The following is a 26,505-nucleotide window of genomic DNA, read 5'->3' as shown; positions in this document are numbered from 1 at the left end:
GAAGCTTCGAACACGACGAGTCCGAACTCCGGTCTGCGCGGGTTCGGCGACGTCGTGAGCGAGGTCGGGCGCGCGCACACGTGGAGCCACGTAGAGGCTGGCGGCTCGCCTGTACGGGCGGGGGCGCCCGCCGACGCGGTCCGGGCGGCCTCATGCGCGTGGGCGCGGACCACCTTGTGCGGCTGCGCGCGGATCCGACCGTCCGTAGGACCGGGCCCGGCCCGCCCCCGGCGCGAGGCAGGCAGCCGCACGCGCGGCGCGGCCCGGCCCGCCTCGTGCGCGCGGGCGGCCGCTCACGTACGCCGGTGCCGGGCGGCGGCGCCTGCGCAGCGACGGGCTTGTCCGCTACTCGGGGAAGTCGCCGGCCATCGCCGCGGCCACCCGCAGGTACGGGCGGGCCTCGGCGGCGCGGCCCTGGCGCTCCAGGGTGCGGCCGAGCATCAGCTGCGCGTAGTCCTCCACCGGCCAGCGCTCCAGGATGGCGCGCAGCTCCTGCTCGGCGCGGGACAGCTGGGCGGAGTGGTAGTAGGCGCGGGCCAGCAGCAGCCGGGGCGCCAGCTGCTCGGGCACCTCGGCCGCCAGCCCGTCCAGGATGCGTGCGGCCGTCGCGTACTCCTTCGCGTCGAAGAAGAGCTGGGCGCGCGCCCAGCGCTCGGCCGCCGTGCCGTGCTCGAAGTACGTCCCCGGCGCGTTCATCGGGTCCCTTCCGCCGTTCGGGTGGTCCGTCCGGTGCCACCAACACGCCTGGGCGGTGGAACATTCCACCCGCCGGAGCCGCCATCGCGGGGCTAGGTTGTCCGCATGAGCAATCTCGATCGCCAGCCCGCTCTTTCCGCCTGCGGCGGCCGCGGCTTCGTCGTGGCCGAGCCGGTGCGCGAGCTCCTCAGCCCGCGCACGGTCAAGCTCGGAGAGTCCACCGAGGTCCGCCGACTCCTGCCGAACCTGGGGCGCCGCATGGTGGGCGCCTGGTGCTTCGTGGACCATTACGGCCCGGACGACATCGCCGACGAGCCCGGCATGCAGGTTGCGCCCCATCCCCACTCGGGTCTGCAGACCGTGAGCTGGCTCCACGAGGGGGAGGTGCTCCACCGCGACAGCGAGGGCAGCCTCGCCACGATCCGCCCGCGCGAGCTGGGCCTGATGACCTCGGGCCGCGGCATCAGCCACTCCGAGGAGAGCCCGCGCCCGCACGCCCGCTTCCTGCACGGCGCCCAACTGTGGGTGGCCCTGCCGGACGCCCATCGCAACGTGGACCCGCACTTCCAGCACCACGCGGAACTCCCGCACGTCACGGCCCCGGGCCTGACGGCGACGGTCATCCTGGGCACCCTGGACACGGCGACCTCGCCCGGCACGGCGTACACCCCGATCGTCGGCGCGGACCTGACCCTCGCGGCAGGCACCGAGACCCGCCTCCCGCTCGACCCGGACTTCGAGTACGCGGTCCTGTCGATGTCGGGCGAAGCCCACGTCGACGACGTCCCGGTCCTCCCGGGCTCGATGCTCTACCTGGGCTGCGGCCGCACGGACCTCCCCCTGCGCGCATCCTCGGACGCCAGCCTGATGCTCCTGGGCGGCGAACCGTTCGAGGAGGAGATCGTCATGTTCTGGAACTGGATCGGCCGCTCGCATGAGGACATCGCACAGGCCCGCGAGGACTGGATGAATGGGACCAGATTCGGCGAAGTGAAGGGGTATGACGGCCCTCCGCTTCCGGCTCCTGACCTGCCCCCGGCCCACCTCAAACCACGCGGCCGACTGCGCTGACCTGCGGTAACTGGAAAGTGGTGGCCCTGCGGGCAGCCGCGTCGGTCCCGTGGCGGCCCGCTCACTGGGCTGGGGACGGGGGCGACATGGGCTGGGCGGCACGGATGCCGCGCGGAGACGCTCCGAGTACGCGGCGACAGGCCTTGTTGAACGCCTGTAGGTCCGGGATGCCGACCGATGCGGCGACGGCGGGGACGGAGAGCGTGGTGGCTTGCAGGAAGTGGCGGGCCCGTTCCATTCGCCGGGCGCGGATGTAGCCGACGACCGTCTCCCCCGTCGCGGCGCGGAAGAGCCGCGTCAGGTGGTTGTGGGAGACACCGGCCGCCGCCGCGATGTCCGGTACCGTCAGAGGTTGACCCAGCGGCGCCTCGATGAGGGCCACAGCGGCTGCGACCGCCGGATGAGCGGCCTGCGCGTTCCGCTCCCTCGGAGGGGCGAGCCGGGAGACCCGCCACAGGGCGGCCCACACCTCGGCGGCGGCCCGTACCGGGGCGTTCGGCCAGGCGGCCAGCGCCTGCTGCAACGGCGTGGTGAGCAAGGCGAGATCGGGCCCGGCGTGCTGGACCCCGGGAATGCTGCGGGGGGTTCCACCTGAGCCCAGGCGGAGATGGACGTAGAGGTGTGAGGAGCGGCCTCGGTAGCGATATCGGACCTCGGCGCCGGGCGGCACGAGGCTGACCCGGCCGGGGCGGATGATGTACTCCGTGCCGTTCACCGTCAAGTCGGCCTCGTAGCCGTACAGATGGAACTGCCAAGATCCGGCAGCGAAAACACGTCCACTCGGCCGGCAGGCCCGTGCACGCCGACGCCGACGGCGGCGACGGCGACGGCCGGAGGCTCGTCAAGGTGGGCGAGGACCGTGTGCATGGTCACGTGTAGCCCGGTGCCCGCAAGCCCGCTCCAGGGCCGCGCCCCTCAACCCTGCGTGGCGGGCGCCGTGGTGAGAATCGACCAGTCGAGGGTGAACGTGGCCCACGCGGCACGCGGCCGCCGAGCCTAGCGTGGCCGCCATGGAGAACAGGCAAGAGCTACTCGATTCGGTGCGGATGGCGCGGTTCGTGGCGCGAGGATCGCTACGACTGGACGCGGTGGTCCCGGCGGAAATGAACACCGAGGGCTTGGCGGTACTGGCTGACGGGGTACCGCCGGTGCGGTACGGGACGCCGCTGTCCGGGCCTATGCGGCGGGCTCCTTCTTCCGTCGGCTGCTGGAGATTCCGCAGGTTGCAGGTGCCTTGCACAGCCTCGTGGGCACGGAGCCGTGGGTGGACCACCACTTCGTGCACACCCGCGAGCCCCACAGCGGCCACGCGCAGCCGCTGCACGCGGACGCCTGGGCGGCACGCTCAGCGTGCCGGGCAGCCACCTCCGGCGGATCAACGAGTCCGACACCGGCCGCTACCAGAACGCTCGGCCAGGACCGGCTGGTCTGCCCGGCCGGGACGGTGGTGTTCCTGCACCACGCCTCTGGCACGGGGGCCGGCGCAACGACAGCGACGCGATGCGCCACATGTTCAAGATCCGCTTCAATCCCAGGGTGCGTCAACGGCGCCTGTGGGACACCTCGGATCTTGACGACCCGCAGGTGGCCGCGGAGCTGGACGCGCTGTTCCCGTGGTACGAGATGGCGACCCGCCAGCTGGAGCGGTACAACCGCATCCTGCTGTGGCGGGTGCTGACCGGGGATGACGACTTCGACCTCGACCACTGGGTGACCAGGGTCTCCAATCGCCCCAAGGAGGCACAGGCATGACGACCGGAGCGATCCTCCCCGAGCGGGCGGAACGCCGCGCCGGTGCTGCGGCAGCAGGTGCTGGTCCTGTACTTGGCCACTTCGGCGCCGGACTCCCATGTCGTCGGCTGGTCGCTGTACGACGGCACGGGCCGCACCTCGCCCACCACGGGCGACAGCGACGAGCCGCCGTAGGAGTCGGGGGTGGCGGCGCTCCGGGCGGGCTGGCGGCTGATCCAGGCCGCTCAGCTGATCCCGCCGTACCCGGGTCACGAGTACGACGTCTCCTTCCTCAAGCACGAGTTCTTCTTCGAGCGGATCGTGGACGCGCGAGCGGAGCCGCACGAGGCGGGCCACCGGTAGGCGAGGCACCCTCCTCGTGCGGGCCGTGCCGCCCAGCCGAGGAGGGGGCGAGGTCAGCCTCCGGCCTTGCGCTTGTTGTAGACGTCGAAGCCGACGGCCGCCAGCAGGACCAGGCCCTTGATCACCTGCTGGTAGTCGGTACCCACGCCGACCAGCGACATGCCGTTGTTCAGCACGCCGAGCACCAGACCGCCGATGAGTGCACCGATGACGGTTCCCACACCGCCGCTCGCGGAGGCGCCGCCGATGAAGGCGGCGGCGATCGCCTCCAGCTCGAAGTTGATGCCGGCCTGCGGCGTACCGGCGTTGAGGCGCGCCGCGAAGACCAGCCCGGCGAGGGCCGCGAGGACGCCCATGTTCACGAAGGCCAGGAAGACGACCCGCTTGCTCTTCACCCCGGACAGCCTCGCCGCAGGTTCATTGCCGCCGATGGCGTAGGTGTGCCGGCCGAGGATCGAGTTGCGCATCACGTAGCCGAAGCCGACCAGCAGGACGCCGAGGATCAGCAGCACGACCGGTACGCCGTGGTAGCTGGCCAGCAGCAGCGTGAAGGCCACCACGGCCGCCGTGATCGCGCCGAGCTTCATCAGGAACAGTCCGGCCGGGAGCGGTTCCAGCCCGTACGAGACGGCCCGGCGCCGTCCGCGCACCTCCTGCAGGATCGCGACGGCCCACACCACGAGGCCCAGCAGCAGGGTGAGGTTGTGGTAGTCGGTGTGGGGACCGACCGCGGGCAGGAAGCCGCTGCTGATGTTCTGGAAGGACTTGGGGAACGGCGCCACCGACTGGCCCTGGAGGAGGATCTGGGTCCCGCCGCGGAACAGCAGCATGCCGGCCAGCGTGACGATGAACGAGGGGATCCCGAGGTAGGCGATCCAGAACCCCTGCCAGGCTCCGGCGACAGCGCCGATCAGCAGCGCGGCCACCAGCGCCACGGGCCACGGCACATGGTGCTTGACCATCATCACCGCCGCGGCCGCCCCGACGAACGCGGCGAGCGACCCCACCGACAGGTCGATGTGCCCGGCAATGATGACGATCATCATGCCGATGGCCAGGATGAGGATGTAGCCGTTCTGCTGGATCAGATTGGTGATGTTGAGCGGCTGAAGCAGGATGCCGTCCGTCCAGAACTGGAACAGCAGCACGATCAGCGCCAGCGCGACCAGCATCCCGTACTGGCGCAGATTGCCGCGCAGCGCTCCGGCGAGTACGGCACCGGCCGACGGTCGCGGACCGGTGGGCCGTGTGCCGGGCGTGGTCTCTGGGGTGGTCTGGGTCTGGGCCATGCCTCACACCTGCTTGTCGGGGTATGCGGGGCTCATGGTCATGAGCCGCATGAGGGATTCCTGGGTGGCGTCGGCACGGTGCACCTCACCGGTGATCCGGCCTTCGGCCATGGTGTAGATCCGGTCGCACAGGCCCAGGAGTTCGGGGAGTTCGGAAGAGATGACGAGGACCGTCTTGCCCTGGGCGGCGAGATCGGCGATGACGGTGTAGATCTCCGCCTTGGCGCCGATGTCGATGCCCCGCGTGGGTTCGTCGAGGATCAGCACCTCCGGCTCGGCGAAGATCCACTTGCTGAGGACGACCTTCTGCTGGTTGCCGCCGCTGAGCTTGCCGGTCTGTGCGAACACCGAGGGGGCCTTGATGTTCATGGTCCGCCGAAACGATTCGGCGATCCGCGCCTCCTCGTGCCGGTTGACCCAGCCTCGCCGGGCGACCTTGCCGATGGAGCTCAGCGAGATGTTCCGGCTGATGTCGTCGTTGAGGTCGAGGCCGAGCTGCTTGCGGTCCTCGGTCACGTACGCGATGCCGTGCCCGATCGCCTCAGGTACTGTCCGGGTGCGGATCTCCCGGCCGTGTAGCCGCACGCGGCCGCCGGTCCACCGTCCGTACGAACGGCCGAAGACGCTCATGGCCAGTTCGGTACGACCGGCGCCCATGAGGCCGGCGATGCCGACGATCTCGCCTCGACGCGCGTTCAGCGAAGCGCCGTCGACCACCTTGCGCCGGTGGTCGATCGGGTGCCGGACGCTCCAGTCCTCGATCTCGAAGGCGACCTCGCCGATCTTCGGGGCACGCTCGGGGTAGCGGTGTTCCAGGTCGCGGCCGACCATGCCACGGATGATCCGCTCCTCGGAGATGCCCCCGGAACCGATCGCGATGGTCTCGATGGTCCGCCCGTCGCGCAGGATGGTGACGGCGTCGGCGACGCGGGCGATCTCGTTCAGCTTGTGCGAGATGAGGATGCAGGAGATGCCCTGCGCCTTGAGTTCGAGGATCAGGTCGAGCAGATTGCGGCTGTCCTCGTCGTTCAGGGCGGCCGTCGGCTCGTCCAGGATGAGCAGCTTGACCTTCTTGGCGAGTGCCTTGGCGATCTCGACCAACTGCTGTTTTCCCACGCCGAGATCCGCGATCCTCGTGTGCGGGCTCTCGTCGAGTCCGACCTGCCGGATCAGTGCGGCGGCGTGGGTCAGCGTCCGGTGCCAGCTGATGACGCCGCGCGAGGCGTGTTCGTTGCCGAGGAAGATGTTCTCGGCGATGGACAGGTAGGGCACCAGCGCGAGTTCCTGGTGGATGATCACGATGCCGCGCTGCTCGCTGGCCCGGATGTCCCGGAACCGGCAGAGATCGGCCTCGAAGTAGATGTCGCCCTGGTAGCTGCCATGGGGGTGGACCCCGCTGAGCACCTTCATCAGGGTGGACTTGCCGGCGCCGTTCTCACCGCAGACGGCGTGTACCTCACCTGCGGCGACGGTCAGGTTGACCTCGGAGAGGGCCTTGACACCGGGGAACGTCTTGCTGATCGACCGCATCTCGAGAACGGGTCGGGCCATGGTTGTGCATCCGTATCTTCGGGGCGGTGCGGTGCCGGGCGGTCTCCCGGGCACCGCACCGCCGGTTCGGCGTCGCCGGACCCGTCGGTTCGGCCTCGTGGGCTACTTGAGCTGGTCCGCGGTGTACTGGCCGCTGTCCACCAGGATCTTCTGGTAGTTCTCCTTGTCGACGCTGACCGGCTGGAGCAGCTGCGCCGGGACGGTCTTGACACCGTTGTCGTACTGACCGGTGTCGTTGACCTCGGGCTTGCCGCCGGTCAGCAGTGCGTCGCCCATCTGGACCGCGGCCTTGGCCAGCTGGCGGGTGTCCTTGTACACGGTCTGGGTCTGCTCGCCCGCGATGATCGACTTCACCGAGGCCAGCTCGGCGTCCTGGCCGGTGACGACGGGCAGTGGCTGGCCGGCGCCGTAGCCGACGCCCTTGAGCGACGAGATGATGCCGATCGAGATGCCGTCGTACGGGGAGAGCACGGCGTCGACGCGGGCGGCGGTGTACGACTTGCTCAGCAGGTTGTCCATCCGGGACTGGGCGAGACCACCGTCCCAGCGCAGTGTGGCGCTCTGGTTGAAGGAGGTCTGGCCGCTCTGCACGACCAGCTTCTTCTCGTCGACGTACGGCTTGAGGACGCTCATCGCACCGTTGAAGAAGAACGTGGCGTTGTTGTCGTCCGGGGAGCCGGCGAACAGCTCGATGTTGAACGGGCCCTTGCCGTCCTTGAGACCGAGCTTGTCGACGATGTAGCTGCCTTGGAGGACGCCGACCTTGTAGTTGTCGAAGGTCGCGTAGTAGTCGACGTTCCCGGTGCCGCGGATCAGCCGGTCGTAGGAGATGACGGGGACGTGGGCGTCGGCGGCCTTCTGCAGCACGTTGGTGAGCGAGGAACCGTCGATGGCGGCGATCACCAGAAGCTTGGCCCCCTTGGTGATCATGTTCTCCACCTGGGAGACCTGGTTCTCCACGACGTTGTTGCCGTACTGGAGATCGGTCTTGTACCCCTTGGCCTGGAACTCCTTGACCATGTTGTTGCCGTCGTTGATCCAGCGCTCCGACGACTTGGTCGGCATCGCGATGCCGATGAGTCCCCCCTTGGCGTCCCCGCCGGCCCCGCTGTCGCCCGCCCCGTTGGCGCTCTGGCCACAGGCTGCCAGCGACAGCGTCAGACCCACGGTGACAAGACCCGCTGAAAGCTTCCGCACAGTTCCTCCAGTGATGTTCCGCGACCGGCACGGTGCGACCCGGTGGGTGACCGGAAGCGGTCGAGCGGGGCCGGCCGGGAGTCGTTTCCTCGCGCTGGACGAAGTCGGGGTTGCAGTGGCTCCGGCCTGGCGATACCTGAGTGTTAACGCTCACAAGAGTGTCGTCAAGAGTCTGTTCGGATCGCCGTTGACCAAGAACGGTGCGGGCGCTCAACAGCCTCGGCGGGGCGTGCCTCCAGATCGGGCTCGTCCGGCCCTGTACGGTCCCGCCTCGATGTGGAGGGTATGGAGCGGGCGGCGCGCAGTGCGGGACATTTCGTCAGCGTGGCAAGGGTCCGGTGTCGAGGCGGCGGCCAGGTACCTGATCGATTTGGCCACCGCACCGTGCCCCACCTGGCCGTCCCGGCCAGCCCGGTCGGCCGCCCTTGGGCCGGCGTCATCGGACCCGGGGCTGGCCGCCGCGTCGGCCCGGCCTCTGCGCCGCGCCGGTCGCGTGTGTCGAGGGCTCCACGGGTTCCTGGTGGGAGTTGTGAGCGCTAACACTATGGTCCGTCGACCCGTCGAAAAAGGTGCCCCCCTCAACTCCGCAGGATCGCATGCCGGTTCCCCTGCGAAGGATGAGGAAGTGACCGTCAGATCCCTGCCGTTCGGGGCTCGGGCAGGTGCGTCGTCGCATCGACTTCGGCACCCTCTCCGGTCGTGCCGGGGTGGTACGCGTGCGTGGCGGGACAGGAGCTCGCGGCCGTCGCGCACGCGGACCGGGGGAGTGGTGCAGACCCACTCGCCATTGGCGACGGCTTTCGGCTGGTCACCCACGAGGCCGACGTGGTTCAGGCCCCTCCCCGGAACTTCCCGCTCGACTGACCGGTGGCGTACGCCCGGTCCGGCGGGCACCCCGCCCCGGCCCCCGCCCCGGCCACACCGACACGGGGCCCGAGTACGCCACGAGCCGGGCCCCGCGCGCTTCGTGGCGAGCGCAGGGGGCCCTGCGGCGAGCCCGTCAACCCTTTCACGGACCTCGCGGTCCGCGCCGCCGCCGCAGGGCGTCGGCTACTACAGCATCCAGCAGGTGCTGCACTCCTTCATCGACCGGGTCAGCAAGAACGGCAACGTGCTGCTGAACATCGCGCCGATGCCCGACGGCACACACGCCGTCGGCCGCGCCCCCGGCATCCAAGCGCTTCGACACGTCGACGGTGCGCGGGCCGCTCCGGTCACCACCGGTTCACAGTCCCCGGGCCAGCCGGTAGTAGGCGTCGTTCCAGCGGAGATCGCGCCGGAACTGCTTCGCGGTGGTGGTCTCGTCGATGAGGACGAGCTCCAGGCGGAGCATTTCCGCCAGGTCGTCGAGGTGGTCGGAGGTGAGGGCGGTGCTGAGGACGGTGTGGTGCGGCCCTCCGGCCGTCAGCCAGGATTCGGTGGAGGTCCGCAGGTCGGGGTGGGGCTGCCAGACCGCGCGGGCGACAGGCAGGGCGGGCAGTGGGTGAGGGGGTGCCACCACGTCGATGTCGTTGGCGATCAGGCGGAAGCGGTCGCCGAGGTCGGCGAGGCCGACCACCACGGCCGGGCCGGGTGCGGCGTCGAACACCAGGCGGACCGGGTCCTCCCGCCCGCCGATGCCGAGGGGGTGGATCTCGCAACTGGGCCTGGCGGTCGCGATGGTGGGGCAGACCTCCAGCATGTGTGCGCCGAGGATGAGCTCGTTGCCGGGGGTCATGTCGTAGGTGTAGTCCTCCATGAAGGAGGTGCCGCCCGGGAGGCCGGTGGCGGCCACCTTGAGGGCCCGCAGCAGGACGGCGGTCTTCCAGTCGCCCTCTCCTCCGAAGCCGTACCCCCGGGCCATGAGCCGCTGCACCGCGAGGCCGGGCAGCTGGCGCAGTCCGCCCAGGTCCTCGAAGTTGGTGGTGAAGGCCCCGAAGCCGCCCGTTTCGAGGAAGGTGCGCAGGCCGGCCTCGATGCGGGCCGCGTAGCGCAGCGCGTCGTGCCGTTCGCCTCCCGGTCGCAGTTCCGGCGTCAGGTGGTACAGGTCCTCGTACTCCTTGACGAGGGAGGTCACCTCGGTCTCGTCCGCGCTGTCGACGACCTCCACCAGGTCGTTGACGCCATAGGTGTTGACGGAGACGCCGAAGCGCAGCTGGGCCTCGACCTTGTCGCCCTCGGTGACGGCCACGTCGCGCATGTTGTCGCCGAATCGGGCGACCTTGAGGGTGGCCAGTTCCGAACGTGCGGCGGCCGCCCGCGCCCAGATCGCGACGCGTGCGGTCGTCACCGGATCGGTGACGTGGCCGGCCACCGTTTTGCGGGGTACGCCCAGCCGGGCCTGGATGTGCCCGAACTCGCGGTCCCCGTGGGCTGCTTGGTTGAGGTTCATGAAGTCCATGTCGATGGTGTCCCAGGGCAGGGCCACGTTCGACTGGGTGTGGAGGTGCAGCAACGGCTTGCGCAGCGCGTCCAGTCCGGCGATCCACATCTTGGCCGGCGAGAAGGTGTGCATCCATGCGATGAGCCCGATGCACCGGTCGTCGGTGTTCGCGTCGAGGCACACCCGGCGGATGGCCCCGGCGTCCGTCAGCACCGGCTTCCACACCACGTGCGCGGGAATGCCGGAGGCGTCGGCCAACGCGGTGGCGATCTGCTGCGACTGGTCGGCGACCTGCCGCAGCGTCTCCTCCCCGTACAGGCCTTGGCTGCCGGTGAGGAACCAGATTTCCTGGGCGGGGGATGTTCGGCTGGGCACATGGACTCCTGAAAGTGACGTCCCGCAACGGTGGTGGGGGCGGCGGGCGGATGGGGTGGCGGGCGGATGGGGTGGCGGAAACGAACAGTGGGCCGGGTCAGCCCGCGGTCCGGGCCGTGTCGCGGATCCTTCTCAGGCGGTGCAGCAGGCCGCCGACGGCGAAGTGGTCGTGCAGGAGCCGGTACTCGGCGAACAGGGCGTCGTAGGCGTCGGCCCGACAGGCGTCGGGCGTGTACACGGCGGGCCGTCGGCGGCCCATGGCGGCGGTGGCCGTCCGTACGTCGGCGTGCGCACCGGCGGCTACGGCGGCGTGGATGGCCGACCCCAGGGCGGGGCCCTGGTCGGACGCGACGAGGGACACGGGGCGGCGCAGCACGTCGGCGTAGATCTGCATCAGCAATTCGTTCTTGGCCAGCCCGCCGGCGACGATGAACTCGTGCACCGGTACGCCGCCCGTCTCCAGGGCTTCCACGATGACGCGGGTGCCGAACGCGGTGGCTTCGAGCAGCGCGCGGTAGACGTCCTCGGGGCGGGTCGCGAGGGTGAGGCCCACGACGACTCCGGAGAGGTGGTGGTCGACGAGGACCGAACGGTTGCCGTTCAGCCAGTCGAGGGCGACCAGTCCGTGGCCGCCGACCGGCTGGCCGGCGGCTTTGCGGGTCAGCAGGGTGTGCAGGTCCTCGCCGCGGTCGGCGGCCTCGGCGAGGTAGTCCGACGGGACTCCTTGGTCCAGTACCCAGGCGAAGATGTCGCCGACCGCGCTCTGGCCGGCCTCGTAACCGTAGGTTCCCTCGACGATCCCACCGTGGACGACACCGCAGATGCCGGGGACATCGGCGAGGACGGGAGCGTTCACGACGTGGCAGGTGGAGGTGCCCATGATGGCGAGCAGTTGACCGTCCTCGACGGCCTGGGCCGCCGCCGCGGTGACATGGGCGTCGACGTTGCCCGCGGCCACGGCGATGCCGGGGCGCAGACCCGTCCAGGCCGCTGCCTCGGTACTGAGCGAGCCCACTCGTGAGCCCAGCGCGGAGAGGGGGAATGCGAGGCGGGTGTGTGCGAAGTCGGCGAACCGGGGGTTCAGCGCGGCCAGGTACTCCTCGCTCGGGTAGGCGCCGTCCTGGTGGATGCCCTTGTATCCGGCCGTGCAGGCGTTGCGGGACTCGCTTCCGGTGAGCTGCCACACGATCCAGTCGGCGGCCTCGATCCACCGCGCGCACGTTTCGTAGACCAGCGGATCCTCCTCCAGGACCTGGAGGGCCTTCGCGAACTGCCACTCGGCGGAGATCCGGCCGCCGTAGCGGGCGATCCACTTCTCGCCACGGGCGTGGGCGAGTTCGTTGATGCGGTCGGCGTGCGACTGGGCCGCGTGGTGTTTCCAGAGCTTGGGCCACGCGTGCGGCCGTCCGGCGAGATCCGTCTCGGCGAGGGGAGTCCCGTCGGCCAGCGTGGGCAGGACGGTGCACGCGGTGAAGTCGGTGGCGATGCCGATCACCGCAGCGGGATCGACCCCGGCCGCCGCCACGGCCTCCGGGACGGCGCGACGCAGTACGTCCCGCCAGTCCTGGGGGTGTTGCAGGGCCCAGTCCGGGGGCAGCCCGGCACCGCCGTTCGGCAGGTGGCGGTCGACGACGCCGTGCCGGTAGGGGTGGACCGCCGCGGCCAGCTCCTGACCGTCGCGCACCCGCACCACGACGGCGCGGCCCGACAGCGTGCCGAAGTCGACGCCGACCGTGTACTGCTCCGATTCCTCGGAGTGCGGGGCGGGGGCGAGGGGGTGGGGTGACGTCAACAGAGTGCCTTTCGAAGGAGCCGTGGGGTCGGCCGGGCAGCCGGCAGGCGCAGGTGCCGCCCTGCGGACCTGGCGGTCGGACGGTGGTTCCCCCGAAGTGTGAGCGCTAACAATGTCGATAGGCAAGAGGTTGGCGTGGGTGGCATGTGAGCTCCAGCCTCGCGGTGGCCGCCCGGATGGGTCGGGTGCCCGAGTCGATCCGCCGTCCAGATGCGGGGGGTCCGCGCTTCCCGCGGGTGGTCGGCCGGGCCGACGGGGTCGCGAAGGATGGGTCCGCCTCGGTGCCGCACCCGGCGCGGTAACGGACAGGTAACGCACGCAAGGGGGTTGAGAACGTGGCTTGTTAGCGCTCACAATGCGACAGCGCCGCCGCCCTCAGGAAATCCCCCTCCTGCCGTTCCGACTTCGACTTCGACTCCGATTCCCCCTTGCCGCGTCGACGTCGAGGCCGGCCCCCCCGGCCGTGCGGCGCCTCTTCCGTACACCGTGAAAGGACACACGACATGGCTCGCAGAGCAGCTATCGTCCTCACCGCCGCCCTCCTCGCCTCCTCGGCGTTGACCGCCTGCTCGACCGAGAAGCCCGCCTCCGACTCCTCCTCGGGAGCGAAGGCGGGCTCCGGCGGCACGATCACCCTCGGCTTCGCCCAGGTCGGCGCCGAGAGCGGTTGGCGTACCGCCAACACCAAGTCCGTCCAGGAGGCGGCAAAGAAGGCCGGCATCACCCTCAAGTTCTCCGACGCGCAGCAGAAGCAGGAGAACCAGATCAAGGCGATCCGCACCTTCATCCAGCAGAAGGTCGACGTGATCGCCTTCTCGCCGGTCGTGGAGTCCGGCTGGGACACGGTGCTGAAGGAGGCCAAGGACGCGGGCATCCCGGTGATCCTCACCGACCGCGCCGTGGACACCAAGGACACCTCCCTCTACAAGACCTTCCTGGGCTCGGACTTCGTCAAGGAGGGCAAGTCCGCGGGCGAGTGGCTGACCGGCGCCTACGCGAACGAGCAGGGCCCGATCAACATCGTCGAGCTCCAGGGCACCACGGGATCCGCACCCGCCAACGACCGCAAGTCCGGCTTCGCCGACGTCATCCGCGCCGACGGCAAGTTCAAGATCGTTGCCTCGCAGTCGGGCGACTTCACCCGCGCCAAGGGCAAGGAGGTCATGCAGGCGTTCCTGAAGTCCCAGAAGGACATCGACGTCCTCTACGCCCACAACGACGACATGGCCCTCGGCGCCATCCAGGCCATCGAGGAGTCCGGCAAGAAGCCCGGGACGGACATCAAGGTGATCTCGGTGGACGGAATCAAGGACGCTTTCGTCGCGATGACCGAGGGAAAGATCAACGTCGTGGTGGAGTGCAACCCGCTGCTCGGTGACCAGCTGATGGAGCTGACCAAGAAGGTCGCGGCAGGGCAGGAGGTCCCGACGCGCGTCGAGACCGAGGAGGGCGTCTTCCCGCAGGACAAGGCCGCGGCCGCGCTGCCGTCCCGGAACTACTGACGAGGCGCGTTCCGGGGCGGGGAGGAGACCCCGATAACCCGGAGGAGGCCCGGAGCAGGCCGTCCCTTCCCGCTCCCGCTCTCCCGGCCACTGCCGGGAGGTGTCCCCGCGAGCCCGGCCTGATCCACCAGATGCCCCCTAACCGTCCGGCCGCAGCGCCAGGTGCCTCCTTCACCCCGTCCGGAGCCCGTTCCACCACCCCACCCATGAGAGGAGGGCGGATGGCATCCCCTTCCACCCCGCGGCCCACGGACGCCGGAGGCCCGCGGCCGGTCCTGGAAGCCCAGGACATCCGCAAGCAGTTCCCGGGCGTGCTCGCCCTCGACGGAGTCGCCCTGCGGCTCTTCCCCGGCGAGGTGCACGCCCTGATGGGCGAGAACGGCGCCGGGAAGTCCACCTTGATCAAGGTGCTCACCGGTGTCCACCCCGCCGACGGCGGCGCCATCCTCGTCGACGGCCGGCCCCATGCGTTCGCAGGCCCCCTCCAGGCCCAGCGGGCCGGAATCAGCACCGTCTACCAGGAGGTCAACCTCTGCCCGAACATCTCGGTCGCCGAGAACATCCTCATCGGGCGCGAACCGCGCCGGCTCGGCCTCATCCACTGGTCCGCGATGCGGCAGCGGGCGGCGGAGCTGCTGACGGAACTGGACCTCCACCTGGACGTCGCCAGTCTGCTCGGATCGCACTCCCTGGCGGTGCAGCAGCTGGTCGCCATCGTCCGGGCGGTGGACGTCTCGGCGAAGGTGCTCGTGCTGGACGAACCCACCTCCAGCCTGGACCGCGAGGAAGTCGCCCAGCTCTTCGCCCTGGTGCGGCGTCTGCGGGACCGCGGTGTGGCCATCCTGTTCGTCACGCACTTCCTCGACCAGGTGTTCGACCTCTGCGACCGCGTCACCATCCTGCGCAACGGCCGTCTGGAAGGTGAGTACCCCATCGGGGAACTCACTCCGATCACCCTGGTCCAGCGCATGATCGGCGGAGAACTGGCCACCCTGGACCAGCTGTCCGGCCGTGCCCGCGAGGAAGCGGCCGGGCGGGCGACCAGCGAGCCGTTCCTCCGGGCCCGACAACTGACCCGCACGGGCTCGATCGAGCCGTACGACCTCGACGTCCATGCCGGCGAGGTCATCGGACTGGCAGGCCTCCTGGGATCGGGCCGCACCGAGGCGGCGCGCCTCCTGTTCGGCGCGGACAGCGCGGACGGCGGAGAAGTGAGCATCGAGGGCGAGAAGGTACTCCTGCGCACCCCCCGGCACGCCATCGCCCGCGGCATCGCGTTCTGCTCCGAGAACCGCAAGTCGGAGGGGCTGGTGGGCGAGCTTACTGTCCGCGAGAACATCGTCCTGGCTCTGCAGGCCGCCCGCGGCTGGACCAGGCCGCTGGCCCGTGCGAAGCAGGACGAACTGGCACGGCACTGGATCGAAGCCCTGGACATCCGCCCCGCCGACCCCGAAGCGCAGGTACGCCACCTCAGCGGAGGCAATCAGCAGAAGGTCCTCCTCGCGCGTTGGCTGCTGACCGCACCCCGGCTCCTGATCCTCGACGAACCCACCCGGGGCATCGACATCGGGGCCAAGGCGGAGGTCCAGAAACTCGTGGCCCGCCTGGCGAGCGAAGGCACCGCCGTGCTGTTCATCTCGGCGGAACTCGAAGAGGTGCTGCGCCTGAGCCACCACATCGCCGTGCTCCGCGACCACCGAGTGGTGGCCACCCTCACGAACAACGACAGCGTCACGCCCGAACGCATCCTCACGGCCATCGCCACCGGAGCGGACTCATGACTCCCCAACCTGACACGTCCACGCCCACGTCCACCTCCAAGCACCGCTCTACGTCCAGCTCCGGGGCGGCCGGCGGAATCGGGAGACGACTGGCCGGCCACCGCCTCCTGTGGCCCACGCTCATCCTGCTGGCCCTGCTCCTCGGCAACCTCGCGTTCCACCACGACTTCTTCTCCGTCCGCGTACGCGACGGCCACCTCTACGGCAGCCTCATCGACATCCTCCAGTTCGGCGCGCCCCTCACCCTGGTGGCGCTCGGCATGACCCTCGTCATCGCCACCCGCGGCATCGACCTCTCGGTGGGTTCCACCGTCGCCATCGCCGGAGCCCTCGCCTGCGGGCACATCTCCACCGCCGCACATCCCGGCAGCGTCGCCACCATGCTCACCGCCGTCGCCCTCGCGCTCGGCGTCGCCCTCATGCTGGGCCTCGCCAACGGCTTCCTGGTGTCCGGGCTGGGAGTGCAGCCCATCGTGGCCACCCTGATCCTGATGGTCGCGGGCCGCGGCGTCGCCCAGCTGATCACCGACGGCCAGATCATCACCGTGACCAGCGCCCCCTACAAGATGATCGGCGGCGGCTACTGGCTGACCTTCCCGTTCGCCGTCCTCCTGGCGACCGCCCTCGTCGCGCTCACCGCCTTCGTCACGCGTCGCAGCGCACTGGGCATGCTCATCGAGTCCGTGGGCGGCAACCCCGCCGCCAGCCGCCTGGTCGGCATCCGCGCCGGCGGTCTGCTCGTCCTGGTCTACGTCTTCAGCGCGCTGTTCGCCGCCGTCGCCGGGCTGATGATCAGCTCCAACGTCTCCAGCGCCGACGGCAACAACGCCGGCCTGTGGATCGAGCTCGACGCGATCCTCGCCGTCGTCGTCGGCGGCACCGCCCTGACCGGAGGTCGCTTCTCCTTCGGCGGCACCGTCCTGGGGGCCCTGATCATCCAGACCCTGTCCACCACCGTCTACACCCTCGGCGTCCCACCCGAGACCACCCTCGTCTTCAAGGCCGTCGTCGTCATCGTCGTCTGCCTCGTGCAGTCCCCGGTCTTCCGGGCCAAGGTGCTGCGCCGCCGCGCGGCGACCACCGACCGATCCCACACCACGGCGGGCGCCGCCCCGCAGCAGGAGGTACCCGCATGAGTACCGGCATCGCGGGCGCCGCCGCGGCCCTCACCCGCCCCTTCGCGACCGTGTCCCCGCGCACCCGCACCCGTATCCCACTGATCGTCACGGCCGTCCTGCTGGCCGTCATGTTCAGCGTCGGATCGGTGCGCTACGAGGGCTTCCTCTCCGCGCAGGTCGTGCTCAACCTGCTGATCGACAACGGATTCCTCCTGGTCGTCGCGGTCGGGGCGACCTTCGTCATCCTCACCGGCGGCATCGATCTGTCCGTCGGCTCCATGGTGGCCCTGTCGACCATGCTCACCGCCTGGCTGGTCGAGTCGCACGGCTGGCCCCTGGCCACCGTCATTCCCCTGGTGCTGCTGGTCGGCGCCGCGAGCGGGACGCTCATGGGCTGGATCATCCACACCTTCGAGATCCAGCCGTTCATCGTCACCCTGGCCGGCATGTTCCTCGCCCGCGGGCTCTGCTACACGATCAGCACCGAATCCATCACGATCAGCGACCCCACCACGGCTGGCATCGCGCAGACCCGGCTGTACGGCCCCGGAGGACTGTTCGTCTCGGTCCCGGTGGTCATCGCCCTGGCCGTGCTGGTGATCGCCTTCGTCGTACTGCACCACACGCGCTTCGGCCGCAACGTGTACGCGCTCGGCGGCAACGAGTCCTCCGCACGCCTGATGGGTCTCCCGGTCGGCTCGACCAAGATCGCCGTGTACGCCGTCAGTGGTCTGTGCTCCGCACTCGGCGGCCTGCTGCTCACCTTCTACATGCTCTCCGGCTACGCCCTCCACGCCATGGGCATGGAACTCGACGCGATCGCCGCCACCGTGATCGGCGGCACGCTGCTGACGGGCGGCTCCGGCTTCGTCCTGGGCACCGCCCTCGGCGTGCTCGTCCTCGGCATGATCCAGACGGTCGTCAACTTCCAGGGCACCCTCAGCTCCTGGTGGACCCGCATCGTCATCGGCGCCCTGCTGCTCGTGTTCATCGTGCTGCAACGCCTGATGAGCGGACGCCGCCCCGCCGCCGACTGACTCCCGGCTCCGCTGCCCATCAGCCCGTGCCACCGCGTTCGCGTGCCGCGATCACCTCGTGCTTCCCGGCACGCCCTCCGACGGACCGACTTCCAGGAACACCGCCATGGAACACGCACGTGAATCCACCCACCAGGCCGCTGAGCCCGGGCAGACCGCCGCCTGTCCGCAGGCGGGCCGTCCCCTGCGCCTGGCCGATGAAGGGACGGGGGAGAGGTGGCGTTTCGGCTTCCCCGGCCGGGCCCGCGCGGAGGTCCACACGCGCGGCGCCCGCCTCCGTTCTCTGATCCTGCCGGACCGCTGGGGCCACACGGCCGATGTGGTGCTCGCCGCCCGCGACCCCGCCGCCGTCGAGGGCTCCGCACGCTACTTCGGTGCCACGGTGGGCCGTTACGCCAACCGCATCGCGGGCGGCCGGCTCGTCGTCGACGGCGTCACCCACCGGCTCGCCACCCAGGAGACCGGGCACACGCTGCACGGCGGTCCCGACGGGTTCGACCAGCGCGTGTGGCGGTGCGAACCCTTCCACTCCACGCACCGCACCGGTGTCCGCCTCTTCCTGCACAGCCCCGACGGCGACCAGGGATTCCCCGGTGCCCTCAACGTCCGCGTCACCTACACGCTGGACCGGGACGACAACCTGACCCTGTCGTACCAGGCGCTCGCCGACGCGCCGACGATCGTCAACCTCACCAACCACGCCTACTGGAACCTCGAAGGGGAGGGGCGCGGAGACGTCCTGTCCCACCACCTCCAGGTAGCGGCCCCCCTCTACACCCCCGTAGACGCCGAGCTGATCCCCGACGGCCATCACCGCTCGGTCAGCGGCACGCCGTTCGACCTCCGCCGGCCCCGGCGGCTCTCCGACGTCCTGACCCATACGGATGCGCAACTGGCTCTCGCCGGCGGCGGCTTCGATCACAACTGGGTCCTCGACGGCGCCCGGCGAGCCAGTCCTCGGAAGGCCGCCGTGCTGTACGCCCCCGCATCCGGGCGCCGTATGGAGGTGCGCACCACGGAGCCGGGCATCCAGGTCTATACCGCCCAAGGCCTGACCGGTGACATCACGGGCAAGGGAGGTGAGCCGTACCGTGCCTACGCGGGGGTCGCGCTGGAAACCCAGCACTTCCCGGACTCCCCGAACCGCCCCGACTACCCGACGGTCCTCCTGCGCCCGGGTGAGCTGTACCGGTCCACCACGATCCACAGCTTCACCACGGCCACCGCCTGAGAGGGGCGGCGGCCGTATCCACCGTCCGGGCAACGCTACCCCCGGGGAGGGCGAAATCCCCGGGCGGTGGGGGTCATGCGCCGGGGGGAGCGATCCTGCGGGCCGTACTGGCGCGCACGATGAGCTCGGGCGCCACCACCAGGTGCGTCGATTCAGCAGTGCGGCCTTCGATGTGGTCCAGGAGCAGCCCGATGCTGTCGCGGCCGATCGAGGCGAAGTCCTGACGGATCGTCGTCAGCGGGGGTGGGAAGAACTCCGCCTCGGGGATGTCGTCGAAGCCGGCGACCGCCACGTCCTCCGGCGTGCGCAGACCCGCTTCCCGCAGGGCCCGCAGGACACCGAGGGCCATCTGGTCGTTGGCGACGAACACCGCGGTGAGGCCCGCTCCCCGCCCCCGCGACGCCCGGACCCGGCCCGCGAGCTGCTGGCCGGCCTGGTATCCCGACAGTGGACTCCAGTCGCCGCGCAGCGGGGGCGGCACCTCCGCGCCGGCCTCTCGGAGCGCGTCCTCCCACCCCTGCGTGCGGGCCTCGCTCTCGAGCCAGTCGGGAGGGCCCGCGACATGCCACACGGTGGCGTGGCCCGACGCGAGAAGGTGTTCCGTGATCATGCGAGCGCCGAGGTTCTGGTCCAGCGACACCCCTGGCAGGTCCAGCGTGTGGCCGCCTTCCACGGTGACCACCGGGCACGGTGCCTCCAAGGCCGCCAGGGCCCTCACCGCGTCGCGCTGGGGAGTGACGGCGACGATCCCCTCCACGCCCCAGCCCGCGAGGTGCTGCATGGCTTCGGCGAGGGCTGTCTGCGTGGCGGTCCGCAATGTGACGGCGGACGTCAGATACCCGCGGTCCCGAGCCGCCTCCTGCACTCCCGCCACGGTGCTGGCGGGCCCGTGCAGCGTGGTGTTCACCGCGATGACGCCCAGCGTGTGGGTCCGGCGAGTGGCCAGGGCCCGGGCTGCCGAGTTACGGCGGTACCCCAGCTGCTCGATGACCTGCGTCACCGCGGCCCGGGTCTTGGCGCTGACGTTCGGGTGGTCGCTGAGCACCCGTGAAACGGTCTGGTGGGACACGCCGGCGACGCGTGCGACGTCCGTCATCGTGGGCGCCCGCGAGACGTCTGGGAGCTGGGTCAACTCTCTTCCTTTCCTCATCGAGCGGCCTTCCCTCAAGGTACCGAACCGGCCGCGGCCCGCACACATCTCGGACCGATCGGGAGATTGTTGCCTAGCCATCGATGTTGGCGTTCACATTATGCAGCGCTGAAGGCATGTTGTGGGGAGAAATCTTCTCGTAACCTCTTGAGAATGTTGCTTGTTAGCGCTCACAATTTGTCGGAGTAGTCGCAGTGGCGCGGCCGCGATGCCTGGTGCGGCCCCCGATCAGTCCAGCCCACCCATGCGCGACCGCGGGGCCTGCCGGACGCCGGCTCCGGAGAAACCGCCGCGCATGTCGGAGAGACGGTGAGAGCGTAGTGAGCGTGACCCTCCTCAAGGACCTCCGGCGCGAGGTCCTCGCGGCCAACCTGCGCATCCCGCAGGCCGGCCTGGCCACCCTCACCTGGGGAAACGTCAGCGGAGTGGACCGAGACGCCGGAATATTCGTCATCAAGCCGTCCGGGGTCTCCTACGCCGACCTCACCGAGGAGGATCTGGTGGCGGTGGCGCTGGAGGACGGGCGGGTCGTCGACGGACACCTCAGGCCGTCCACCGACACCGAAACCCATCGGTGCCTGTACCGGGCCTTCCCCTCCATCGGCGGCGTGACCCACACACACTCGACGCACGCCGTCGCCTTCGCCCAGGCACGCTGCCCGATCCCCGTGCTCGGGACGACGCACGCCGACACCTTCAACGGGCCCGTTCCCGTGACGGCGGACCTCACCGCCGAGCAGTGCGCGAAGGACTACGAGTACAACACCGGACAGGTGATCGTCGCCCGGCTCGACGGCGATCCCCGCCGGGCCGAAGAGGTCCCCGGAGCACTCGTCTCACGGCACGGCCCCTTCACCTGGGGCCCCACCGCGAAGGCCGCGCTGGAGAACGCCATCGTCTGCGAGGCCGTGGCGGAGATGGCGCTGCACACGCTGGCGCTGGGGTCCCGCCTCGGGGACGCCTCCGAACCACCGAGGCATCTGCTGGAGCGGCACTTCACCCGTAAGCACGGACCGGACGCCTACTACGGCAACACCCCTCCCGCCCCGGGCAACTGAGGCCGCGCACCGCCTCGGCGGCGCATGATCCGGCCAGACCGTCCGACTGTCGCGGCTCGGAAGACAGCGGGATCTCTTGCGCATCCGGCGACGCGGCTCACTTGCTTGATGGGGTCGGCGAGGAGGAATGCCGCAGGTCGCCGCAGACGGCCAGGCGCTCCAGCGGCCGTGCCCTGCGGCAGGCCACCGGGCGCCCGCAGCGCCAGCGGGGGAGGGAGGCCTCAGACGGTCGGTATGGTCCGGCCGCGCTCGACTTCCCCCACCGGCGCCCGGACATTCATCGGTAGGCCGCAGCCGCTCATCAATTCCACTACGAGTCGGAACACGTCGTCCCCGGCACCGCGCCCCACTCGGCGGTGTACTCCCGGAACCGCAACTGACCGTACTTCTCGATGCGCTTGCTCTTCGCCTGGCTCGCCGGGGCCGCCTTCGCGTCGTAGGCACTGGTCAGTCGCGCGACGGCCTTGTCCTGGTCCAGGAAGCCCGAGTCTTCGACCTGATTCCCGCCGGGGCCTCTGTTCCGGACCGTGTAGAAGTGCGGGCACTTCGCCCACCGGGACGCGGGGTGCTCGCAGTCCTTGGAGAAGGTGCCCATCCTCGGGCGAGCGTCTTGGACGCCATGCGCCTGGGACTCCTCGGATGCCGACGCTGACAGTTTGGATGGTTCGCCCCAGTACCGACACGACGGTTCCCGCACGTGCTCGGGAGGAGAACGTCGGGGTTGTTCTGCATGAACCATGACAGTCCGCCAATCGGTTGGTCTGTGGCGGGTCGCGGGTTTGTCCGCCGGGTTTGCTGGGACGATCGCGCCCATGGCATCAAGGACAGGCTCTGTCGAGAGTTCGGCGAAAGCGCGGGTCGTCTTGCTGACGCTCTCGGCCGGCCAGTTCCTGATGGCTCTCGACAGCTCGGTCATGAACGTCTCGATCGCGACGGTGGCCGAGGACGTGGGCACGACGGTGTCGGGCATCCAGGGCGCGATCACCGCCTACACCCTCGTGATGGCGATGTTCATGATTCCCGGCGGCAAGGTCGGGGCGCTGATCGGCCGCAAACGCGCGTTCCTGATCGGCTGCTGCATCTACGGGGCCGGCTCCCTCACCACGGCCCTCGCACCGAACCTGCCGGTACTCCTGCTCGGCTGGGCGCTCCTTGAAGGCCTCGGGGCGGCGCTCATCCTGCCCGCGATCGTGGCGCTGGTGGCCGGCAACTTCGTCCCTGAACGCCGCCCCGCCGCCTACGGACTCGTCGCGGCGGCAGGAGCGGTGGCGATCGCGGTCGGGCCGCTCATCGGCGGTGTGGCGACGACGTACTTCTCCTGGCGGTGGGTCTTCGCCGGTGAGGTGCTGGTGGTGCTCGGCATCCTCGTGCTGGCCCGCCGCATCGCCGACGCCCCGGTCGGCGAACGCAAGCGCATCGATCTCGTCGGCGCCGTGCTGTCCGCGCTCGGGCTCGGACTCTTCGTCTACGGGGTGCTCCGCTCCGACGAATGGGGGTGGTTCCAGCCGAAGCCCGACGCGCCCTCGTGGCTCGGGATCTCCCTGGTCGTGTGGCTGATGCTGGCAGGTCTGCTGCTGATCTGGGTCTTCCTGCGCTGGGAGGCCCGTCTCGCGGAACGGGGCAGGGACCCGCTCATCGACCCGGCGCTGCTGCAGAACAAGCAGCTCACCGGCGGGCTGACCATGTTCTTCTTCCAGTACCTGGTGCAGATGGGCGTGTTCTTCGTCGTACCGCTCTACCTGTCGGTCGCCCTCGGCCTGTCCGCACTGCAGACCGGTGCCCGTCTGCTGCCGCTGTCGGTGACACTGCTGGCGGCCGCGGTCCTGATCCCCCGCTTCCTCCCGGACGTCTCTCCGCGGCGGGTGGTACGGCTGGGGGTCCTCGCGCTGCTCGCGGGCGCGGTCGTACTGATGGCCGCGCTCGATGCCGGCGCCGGTGCGGAGGTCGTCACCGTCCCGCTCCTGCTGATCGGGCTCGGGATGGGCGCGCTGGCGTCCCAGCTGGGGTCGGTCACCGTGTCCGCGGTGCCGGAAGAGAAGAGCGCGGAGGTCGGCGGCGTCCAGAACGCCGTCACCAACCTGGGTGCCTCGATCGGTACGGCACTCGCCGGATCGGTCATGATCGCCGCGCTCGCCTCCTCCTTCCTGACCACCGTCGAGCAGAATCCGGGGATCCCGGACAGCGTCAAGAGCCAGGCGACCGTCAAGATCCAAAGCGGCGCACAGTTCCTGTCGGACGCGCAGCTCAAGACGGCCCTCGACGAAGCCGGCACCAGCAGCGAGGTGGCCCAGGGCGCGCTGGACGCGAACGCCGCGGCACGACTCGACGGCCTCCAGGCCGCGCTCGCCATCCTCGCCCTCGCTGCCCTGCTCGCGATGTTCTTCACCCACCGCATCCCGACGACCCAGCCCCGCTCGACACAGCCCTAGGTGTCCAGTACGCGGCACGCCCCTTCGCCTTGCCATGCACGGCACCAGACACCGCGGGCTCGGCCGACAAGATCCGAAAGAGACGACCTGGACGGCGTGGCAGGTCGAAAACCTCGCAGTCCGGCTACTGAACTCGAACTCGTGATGTCGCTCTTGTGGACCGCGCATGTGGGAGCCCGAGGAATACGTTCGCGTGCTGCGGGCCGGCCTGCGATCGTGAGTACGTGCCAGAGGACTTGACGATGCAGCCGGTTGCGCCGGTCACGAAGTGGTCGGCCGGATCGATCCGGATCACGAGCCGCGCGGTCAGCGCCAGCGGGATCTCGGTTCGCCTGGGGATCACAGCCGACGAGCAGTTCGAGCGGGGCAGCCTGATGAGTCCTCGCAATCCGTCCAGTGCTCGACGGCAGAGCAGTGTCTGGATCCGACGGAGCGGACTGTGCAACGACAGCGAGCTTGCGGATCACGTCCGAGCGCTGGTCGGACTCGTCGACAGGTGTCGCGAGGAGCTGGTGCACCTGTCCGCCGACTGTGACCTGGAGCTGCTTCTTGGCTTTGGCAGCGAGAGCGGCCAGGGATGCTGTGTCCTGCCGGCCGGCCTGTTGGCGGAGGTCGGCGCGCTGGGGCTTGACATCGTGCTCGACCTCTATCCGCCCGAGTCAGCGGCAACGGCTACTCCGGGATGACGACCGGCTCCGGTCGCGCTGATCCGATGCGGTCTCGGCTTTCACACGAGGGTGAGGCCGGTTCCGGTGAGGCAGCCGTCGACCAGGTCCGGGCGGTACTGAATCCGTTTGAGCCGGTGCTTCACGGTCCAGGCGATCTGGCCCAGGTCCGCCGCGGCGAGGTTGCCGAGGTCGCGCTTGACCAGCGACCAGATGCCCTTCTGCGGGTTCAGATCGGGAGCATAGGTGGGCAGCTGGAACGCGGTGAGCCACTCGGCGTTCGCGTCGATGAACTCCCGCATGCCCGCCGTCAGGTGGAGCCGGACGTTGTCCCAGACCCGCACGATCGGGCCACCGAGCTGGATACGGGCGCGGACGATCAGGTCACGGAAGTCCCGCCATCCGAAGCCCTTCGGTTCGTCCTTGCGGCCCCGGTACTCGCGGCTCGAATAGATCAGCCGGGACCGCTGGCCGGGTTTGTATCAGGTCATGCCCGCCATCGACACCCGTCCGGAGCCCCGGCCCCGCACTCGAACGACGGGGGTTTGGCCGATCCGGCCCCAGGTTCTGGCACGCGGCGGAGTCATCGACTGCCCGGCCTCGTCCTCGAAGACGATCCGGGCTCCGCCCTCCGCCGCGGTGCTCTTACCCGCGGCCAGGCCTCCTTCCTCCAGACCTCAACTGCCTCGTCGTCACGCTCGATAGCCCGCCGGGTGGGCTGCTGCCACGACCAGCCGTGCCGCTTCAGCAGCTGCCAGGTGTCCTCGACCGTGTAGGAGACGTGGAACAGGCGACCGCGGGCAACGGCGGCGGTGTCCGCTTCAGCGCGGACCAACGGGAACGATGCCGGGATCGAGGTGCGTGGCAACCAGTCGACGAGTCGACGAGCCGTCCTGGCCGCTGGCGAATGATCAAGAGGTCCCGGCGTTTGGAAGTCTCGGAGCGGTGAAGACGAGCGTTAACACCGACTTTATTCATCGAGGTAGGAGGAGCGCATGGGCATCATCGCTTGGATCTTGATCGGATTGCTCGCGGGCCTCATCGCCAAGGCGCTGATGCCCGGCAAGGACCCGGGCGGGATCATCATCACCATGCTGATCGGCATCGCGGGCGGCCTGCTCGGCGGCTGGCTGGGCAAGGTCATCTTCGGCGTCGACTCCATCGACGGCTTCTTCGATCTCTCCACTTGGATCGCCGCCATCATCGGCTCCGTGATTCTCCTCGTCGTCTACCGACTGGTCACGGGCAACAAGCGAAACCACCGTCGCGCCTGAGCGGCCCGGCTCTGTCCCAGACGGAACGGCTCCCCCCCCGAGGGCGGAGCCGTTCCGCTGAGCGCAGGGTTTATGTCCTATTTATGGGTAGATGCGGGTCACCACTCCTTCTCTGGAGGTCATCATGGCGTCAACCCATCGCGCACCCATCGAAGAGCACCCCGACCTGGTGGAGCTGCGTGCCCGGCACGACCGCGCGGCCGCCACGCCCCGCGCCCAGATGGTCGAAGCCCTTGCCCTGCTCACGGGCCTCTACCTCGCCGCATCCCCCTGGATAGTCGGCTTCAACGGCTTCACCACTCTGGCCGTCACCAACCTCATCGCCGGTATCGCCTACATGCTCCTGCTCGGCGGTCTCGGCAACTCCTACGAGCGAACCCACTCGATGGCCTGGGCCGCGGCCGCCATCGGCATCTGGACCTGCGTCGCCCCCTGGGTCGTCGCCGGCGACGTCGCCCACACCCGGTCGATCACCAGCAACCTCATCACCGGCGTCATCGCCACCCTCCTCGCCCTCGCCGCGGCCTCCGCGGCCCGTGACGACGGCACCAACCGCCGCGACCCCGGAACGCGTCGTCCCATGCCCGGAACGCGCTGACAACCCAATCCCCAGGGTCGCGAGCCCAGGCGTATGCAAGACAGAGCTTGGAGGAGCGCTGGGGTTTCGCTGCTCCTGGCCCCGTAGCGCTGCCGACTGTGGGCAGAGCGGCAGCCGTCACACGCGCCGCCTCCCGCCCCTGTCGGCAGCACCCCCCGCCTCCGGGCGGGACGGTGCGCACGTGCTCGACCGCTGAGCAACCACGCCGAGCTGCTCCAGGCCGTACCTCCGACTC

At 69.8% G+C, this 26,505-nt stretch carries 20 protein-coding genes and 4 pseudogenes; 14 read left to right on the top strand and 10 right to left on the bottom strand.

What is annotated here, in order from left to right; genetic code table 11:
• Positions 1-345: 345 nt before the first annotated feature.
• Positions 346-696: a tetratricopeptide repeat protein gene (locus tag IF88_RS0132775; RefSeq protein ID WP_030720849.1), complete on the bottom strand. Its 351-nt coding sequence runs from the start codon at positions 694-696 to the stop codon at positions 346-348.
• 105 nt (positions 697-801) lie between these two features.
• Between IF88_RS0132775 and IF88_RS0132770 the strand changes: the two genes are divergently transcribed.
• Entirely contained in the window at positions 802-1,767 is a 966-nt protein-coding gene (locus IF88_RS0132770) for a pirin family protein (protein WP_030720847.1), read from the top strand.
• A gap of 61 nt (positions 1,768-1,828) precedes the next feature.
• Here the strand turns inward: IF88_RS0132770 and IF88_RS41195 are convergent, their stop codons facing one another.
• Positions 1,829-2,482: a helix-turn-helix transcriptional regulator gene (locus IF88_RS41195; RefSeq protein WP_324617222.1), complete on the bottom strand. Its 654-nt coding sequence runs from the start codon at positions 2,480-2,482 to the stop codon at positions 1,829-1,831.
• Positions 2,483-2,777: 295 nt separating this feature from the next.
• Here IF88_RS41195 and IF88_RS41190 point away from each other — a divergent pair.
• Both IF88_RS41190 and IF88_RS41185 read left to right on the top strand, forming a co-directional pair.
• Positions 2,778-3,519: pseudogene (locus tag IF88_RS41190) on the top strand (phytanoyl-CoA dioxygenase family protein).
• Positions 3,520-3,564: 45 nt separating this feature from the next.
• Positions 3,565-3,861 (top strand): annotated as a pseudogene (locus IF88_RS41185) (hypothetical protein).
• A 53-nt stretch (positions 3,862-3,914) separates the two neighbouring features.
• Here IF88_RS41185 and mmsB read toward each other — a convergent pair.
• The 3 genes from mmsB to chvE form a co-directional block, all read right to left on the bottom strand.
• The gene (gene mmsB / locus IF88_RS0132750) at positions 3,915-5,150 is read right to left on the bottom strand and encodes a multiple monosaccharide ABC transporter permease (RefSeq protein ID WP_030720845.1); all 1,236 of its coding nucleotides are present in this window, start codon (positions 5,148-5,150) and stop codon (positions 3,915-3,917) included.
• Positions 5,151-5,153: 3 nt separating this feature from the next.
• On the bottom strand, positions 5,154-6,701 hold the full coding sequence (gene mmsA / locus IF88_RS0132745) for a multiple monosaccharide ABC transporter ATP-binding protein (RefSeq protein WP_030720843.1): 1,548 nt from the start codon (positions 6,699-6,701) through the stop codon (positions 5,154-5,156).
• Positions 6,702-6,803: 102 nt separating this feature from the next.
• Positions 6,804-7,898, bottom strand: coding sequence for a multiple monosaccharide ABC transporter substrate-binding protein (gene chvE / locus IF88_RS0132740; RefSeq protein ID WP_030720840.1), 1,095 nt, complete (start codon positions 7,896-7,898; stop codon positions 6,804-6,806).
• A 979-nt stretch (positions 7,899-8,877) separates the two neighbouring features.
• On the opposite strand from chvE, the pseudogene IF88_RS49700 reads away from it, so the two are divergent.
• Positions 8,878-9,045, top strand: a pseudogene (locus IF88_RS49700) (alpha-L-fucosidase); the annotation flags it as partial.
• Positions 9,046-9,123: 78 nt separating this feature from the next.
• On the opposite strand, the gene araA reads toward IF88_RS49700, so the two are convergent.
• On the bottom strand, positions 9,124-10,635 hold the full coding sequence (gene araA, locus IF88_RS0132725; protein ID WP_030720837.1) for an L-arabinose isomerase: 1,512 nt from the start codon (positions 10,633-10,635) through the stop codon (positions 9,124-9,126).
• Positions 10,636-10,732: 97 nt separating this feature from the next.
• On the bottom strand, positions 10,733-12,427 hold the full coding sequence (gene araB / locus IF88_RS0132720; RefSeq protein WP_030720834.1) for a ribulokinase: 1,695 nt from the start codon (positions 12,425-12,427) through the stop codon (positions 10,733-10,735).
• A gap of 503 nt (positions 12,428-12,930) precedes the next feature.
• Here araB and IF88_RS0132715 point away from each other — a divergent pair.
• The 5 genes from IF88_RS0132715 (at position 12,931) to IF88_RS0132695 (ending at position 19,096) form a co-directional block, all read left to right on the top strand.
• Positions 12,931-13,929 carry an ABC transporter substrate-binding protein gene (locus IF88_RS0132715; RefSeq protein WP_030720831.1) on the top strand — a complete coding sequence of 333 codons (999 nt, stop codon included), beginning with the start codon at positions 12,931-12,933 and terminating at the stop codon, positions 13,927-13,929.
• A 221-nt stretch (positions 13,930-14,150) separates the two neighbouring features.
• A complete protein-coding gene (locus IF88_RS0132710) occupies positions 14,151-15,710 on the top strand; it encodes a sugar ABC transporter ATP-binding protein (protein WP_030720829.1) in 1,560 nt (519 codons plus the stop codon).
• A complete protein-coding gene (locus IF88_RS0132705; RefSeq protein ID WP_234323772.1) occupies positions 15,707-16,846 on the top strand; it encodes an ABC transporter permease in 1,140 nt (379 codons plus the stop codon). Before IF88_RS0132710 ends, IF88_RS0132705 begins: the two co-directional genes overlap by 4 nt.
• Positions 16,843-17,865 (top strand): galactofuranose ABC transporter, permease protein YjfF, encoded by a 1,023-nt coding sequence (gene yjfF / locus IF88_RS0132700; RefSeq protein ID WP_030720823.1) that lies wholly within the window; start codon positions 16,843-16,845, stop codon positions 17,863-17,865. The genes IF88_RS0132705 and yjfF overlap by 4 nt, the downstream gene beginning before the upstream one ends.
• Positions 17,866-17,971: 106 nt before the next feature.
• Complete coding sequence (locus IF88_RS0132695; RefSeq protein ID WP_078893287.1) at positions 17,972-19,096, top strand: aldose epimerase family protein; 1,125 nt, start codon at positions 17,972-17,974, stop codon at positions 19,094-19,096.
• Positions 19,097-19,169: 73 nt separating this feature from the next.
• On the opposite strand, the gene IF88_RS0132690 is transcribed toward IF88_RS0132695, so the two are convergent.
• Entirely contained in the window at positions 19,170-20,246 is a 1,077-nt protein-coding gene (locus IF88_RS0132690) for a LacI family DNA-binding transcriptional regulator (RefSeq protein ID WP_420711020.1), read from the bottom strand.
• A 320-nt stretch (positions 20,247-20,566) separates the two neighbouring features.
• Between IF88_RS0132690 and araD the strand changes: the two genes are divergently transcribed.
• Positions 20,567-21,304, top strand: coding sequence for an L-ribulose-5-phosphate 4-epimerase AraD (araD, locus tag IF88_RS0132685; RefSeq protein WP_030720813.1), 738 nt, complete (start codon positions 20,567-20,569; stop codon positions 21,302-21,304).
• 310 nt (positions 21,305-21,614) lie between these two features.
• On the opposite strand, the gene IF88_RS0132680 is transcribed toward araD, so the two are convergent.
• Complete coding sequence (locus IF88_RS0132680) at positions 21,615-21,899, bottom strand: hypothetical protein (RefSeq protein ID WP_030720810.1); 285 nt, start codon at positions 21,897-21,899, stop codon at positions 21,615-21,617.
• 217 nt (positions 21,900-22,116) lie between these two features.
• Between IF88_RS0132680 and IF88_RS0132675 the strand changes: the two genes are divergently transcribed.
• Positions 22,117-23,733, top strand: a complete 1,617-nt coding sequence (locus IF88_RS0132675; protein ID WP_030720807.1) for an MFS transporter — start codon at positions 22,117-22,119, stop codon at positions 23,731-23,733.
• Positions 23,734-23,957: 224 nt separating this feature from the next.
• On the top strand, positions 23,958-24,419 hold the full coding sequence (locus IF88_RS0132670; protein WP_158754708.1) for a DUF4279 domain-containing protein: 462 nt from the start codon (positions 23,958-23,960) through the stop codon (positions 24,417-24,419).
• A gap of 41 nt (positions 24,420-24,460) precedes the next feature.
• On the opposite strand, the pseudogene IF88_RS49695 reads toward IF88_RS0132670, so the two are convergent.
• Positions 24,461-25,194: pseudogene (locus IF88_RS49695) on the bottom strand (IS630 family transposase); the annotation flags it as partial.
• Positions 25,195-25,393: 199 nt separating this feature from the next.
• Here IF88_RS49695 and IF88_RS0132660 point away from each other — a divergent pair.
• Together IF88_RS0132660 and IF88_RS0132655 are read left to right on the top strand one after the other, a co-directional pair.
• A complete protein-coding gene (locus IF88_RS0132660) occupies positions 25,394-25,672 on the top strand; it encodes a GlsB/YeaQ/YmgE family stress response membrane protein (protein WP_030720800.1) in 279 nt (92 codons plus the stop codon).
• Positions 25,673-25,796: 124 nt separating this feature from the next.
• Entirely contained in the window at positions 25,797-26,270 is a 474-nt protein-coding gene (locus IF88_RS0132655) for an SPW repeat protein (protein ID WP_030720797.1), read from the top strand.
• Positions 26,271-26,505: the final 235 nt, after the last annotated feature.

Origin of the sequence: Streptomyces sp. NRRL F-2580 (assembly GCF_000720115.1) — a bacterium.
GTDB lineage: Bacteria > Actinomycetota > Actinomycetes > Streptomycetales > Streptomycetaceae > Streptomyces.
The sequence above is the reverse complement of the archived record's forward strand: the minus strand, read 5'-3'. Positions and strand labels throughout refer to the sequence as shown.

What these genes read in the sequence shown, in the direction of transcription:
- IF88_RS0132775 (WP_030720849.1), bottom strand. Translation starts at nt 696, where the DNA reads ATGAACGCGCCGGGGACGTACTTCGAGCACGGCACGGCGGCCGAGCGC.
- IF88_RS0132770 (WP_030720847.1), top strand. Translation starts at nt 802, where the DNA reads ATGAGCAATCTCGATCGCCAGCCCGCTCTTTCCGCCTGCGGCGGCCGC.
- mmsB (WP_030720845.1), bottom strand. Translation starts at nt 5,150, where the DNA reads ATGGCCCAGACCCAGACCACCCCAGAGACCACGCCCGGCACACGGCCC.
- mmsA (WP_030720843.1), bottom strand. Translation starts at nt 6,701, where the DNA reads ATGGCCCGACCCGTTCTCGAGATGCGGTCGATCAGCAAGACGTTCCCC.
- IF88_RS0132715 (WP_030720831.1), top strand. Translation starts at nt 12,931, where the DNA reads ATGGCTCGCAGAGCAGCTATCGTCCTCACCGCCGCCCTCCTCGCCTCC.
- IF88_RS0132710 (WP_030720829.1), top strand. Translation starts at nt 14,151, where the DNA reads ATGGCATCCCCTTCCACCCCGCGGCCCACGGACGCCGGAGGCCCGCGG.
- IF88_RS0132705 (WP_234323772.1), top strand. Translation starts at nt 15,707, where the DNA reads ATGACTCCCCAACCTGACACGTCCACGCCCACGTCCACCTCCAAGCAC.
- yjfF (WP_030720823.1), top strand. Translation starts at nt 16,843, where the DNA reads ATGAGTACCGGCATCGCGGGCGCCGCCGCGGCCCTCACCCGCCCCTTC.
- IF88_RS0132695 (WP_078893287.1), top strand. Translation starts at nt 17,972, where the DNA reads ATGGAACACGCACGTGAATCCACCCACCAGGCCGCTGAGCCCGGGCAG.
- IF88_RS0132690 (WP_420711020.1), bottom strand. Translation starts at nt 20,246, where the DNA reads ATGAGGAAAGGAAGAGAGTTGACCCAGCTCCCAGACGTCTCGCGGGCG.
- IF88_RS0132680 (WP_030720810.1), bottom strand. Translation starts at nt 21,899, where the DNA reads ATGGGCACCTTCTCCAAGGACTGCGAGCACCCCGCGTCCCGGTGGGCG.
- IF88_RS0132675 (WP_030720807.1), top strand. Translation starts at nt 22,117, where the DNA reads ATGGCATCAAGGACAGGCTCTGTCGAGAGTTCGGCGAAAGCGCGGGTC.
- IF88_RS0132660 (WP_030720800.1), top strand. Translation starts at nt 25,394, where the DNA reads ATGGGCATCATCGCTTGGATCTTGATCGGATTGCTCGCGGGCCTCATC.
- IF88_RS0132655 (WP_030720797.1), top strand. Translation starts at nt 25,797, where the DNA reads ATGGCGTCAACCCATCGCGCACCCATCGAAGAGCACCCCGACCTGGTG.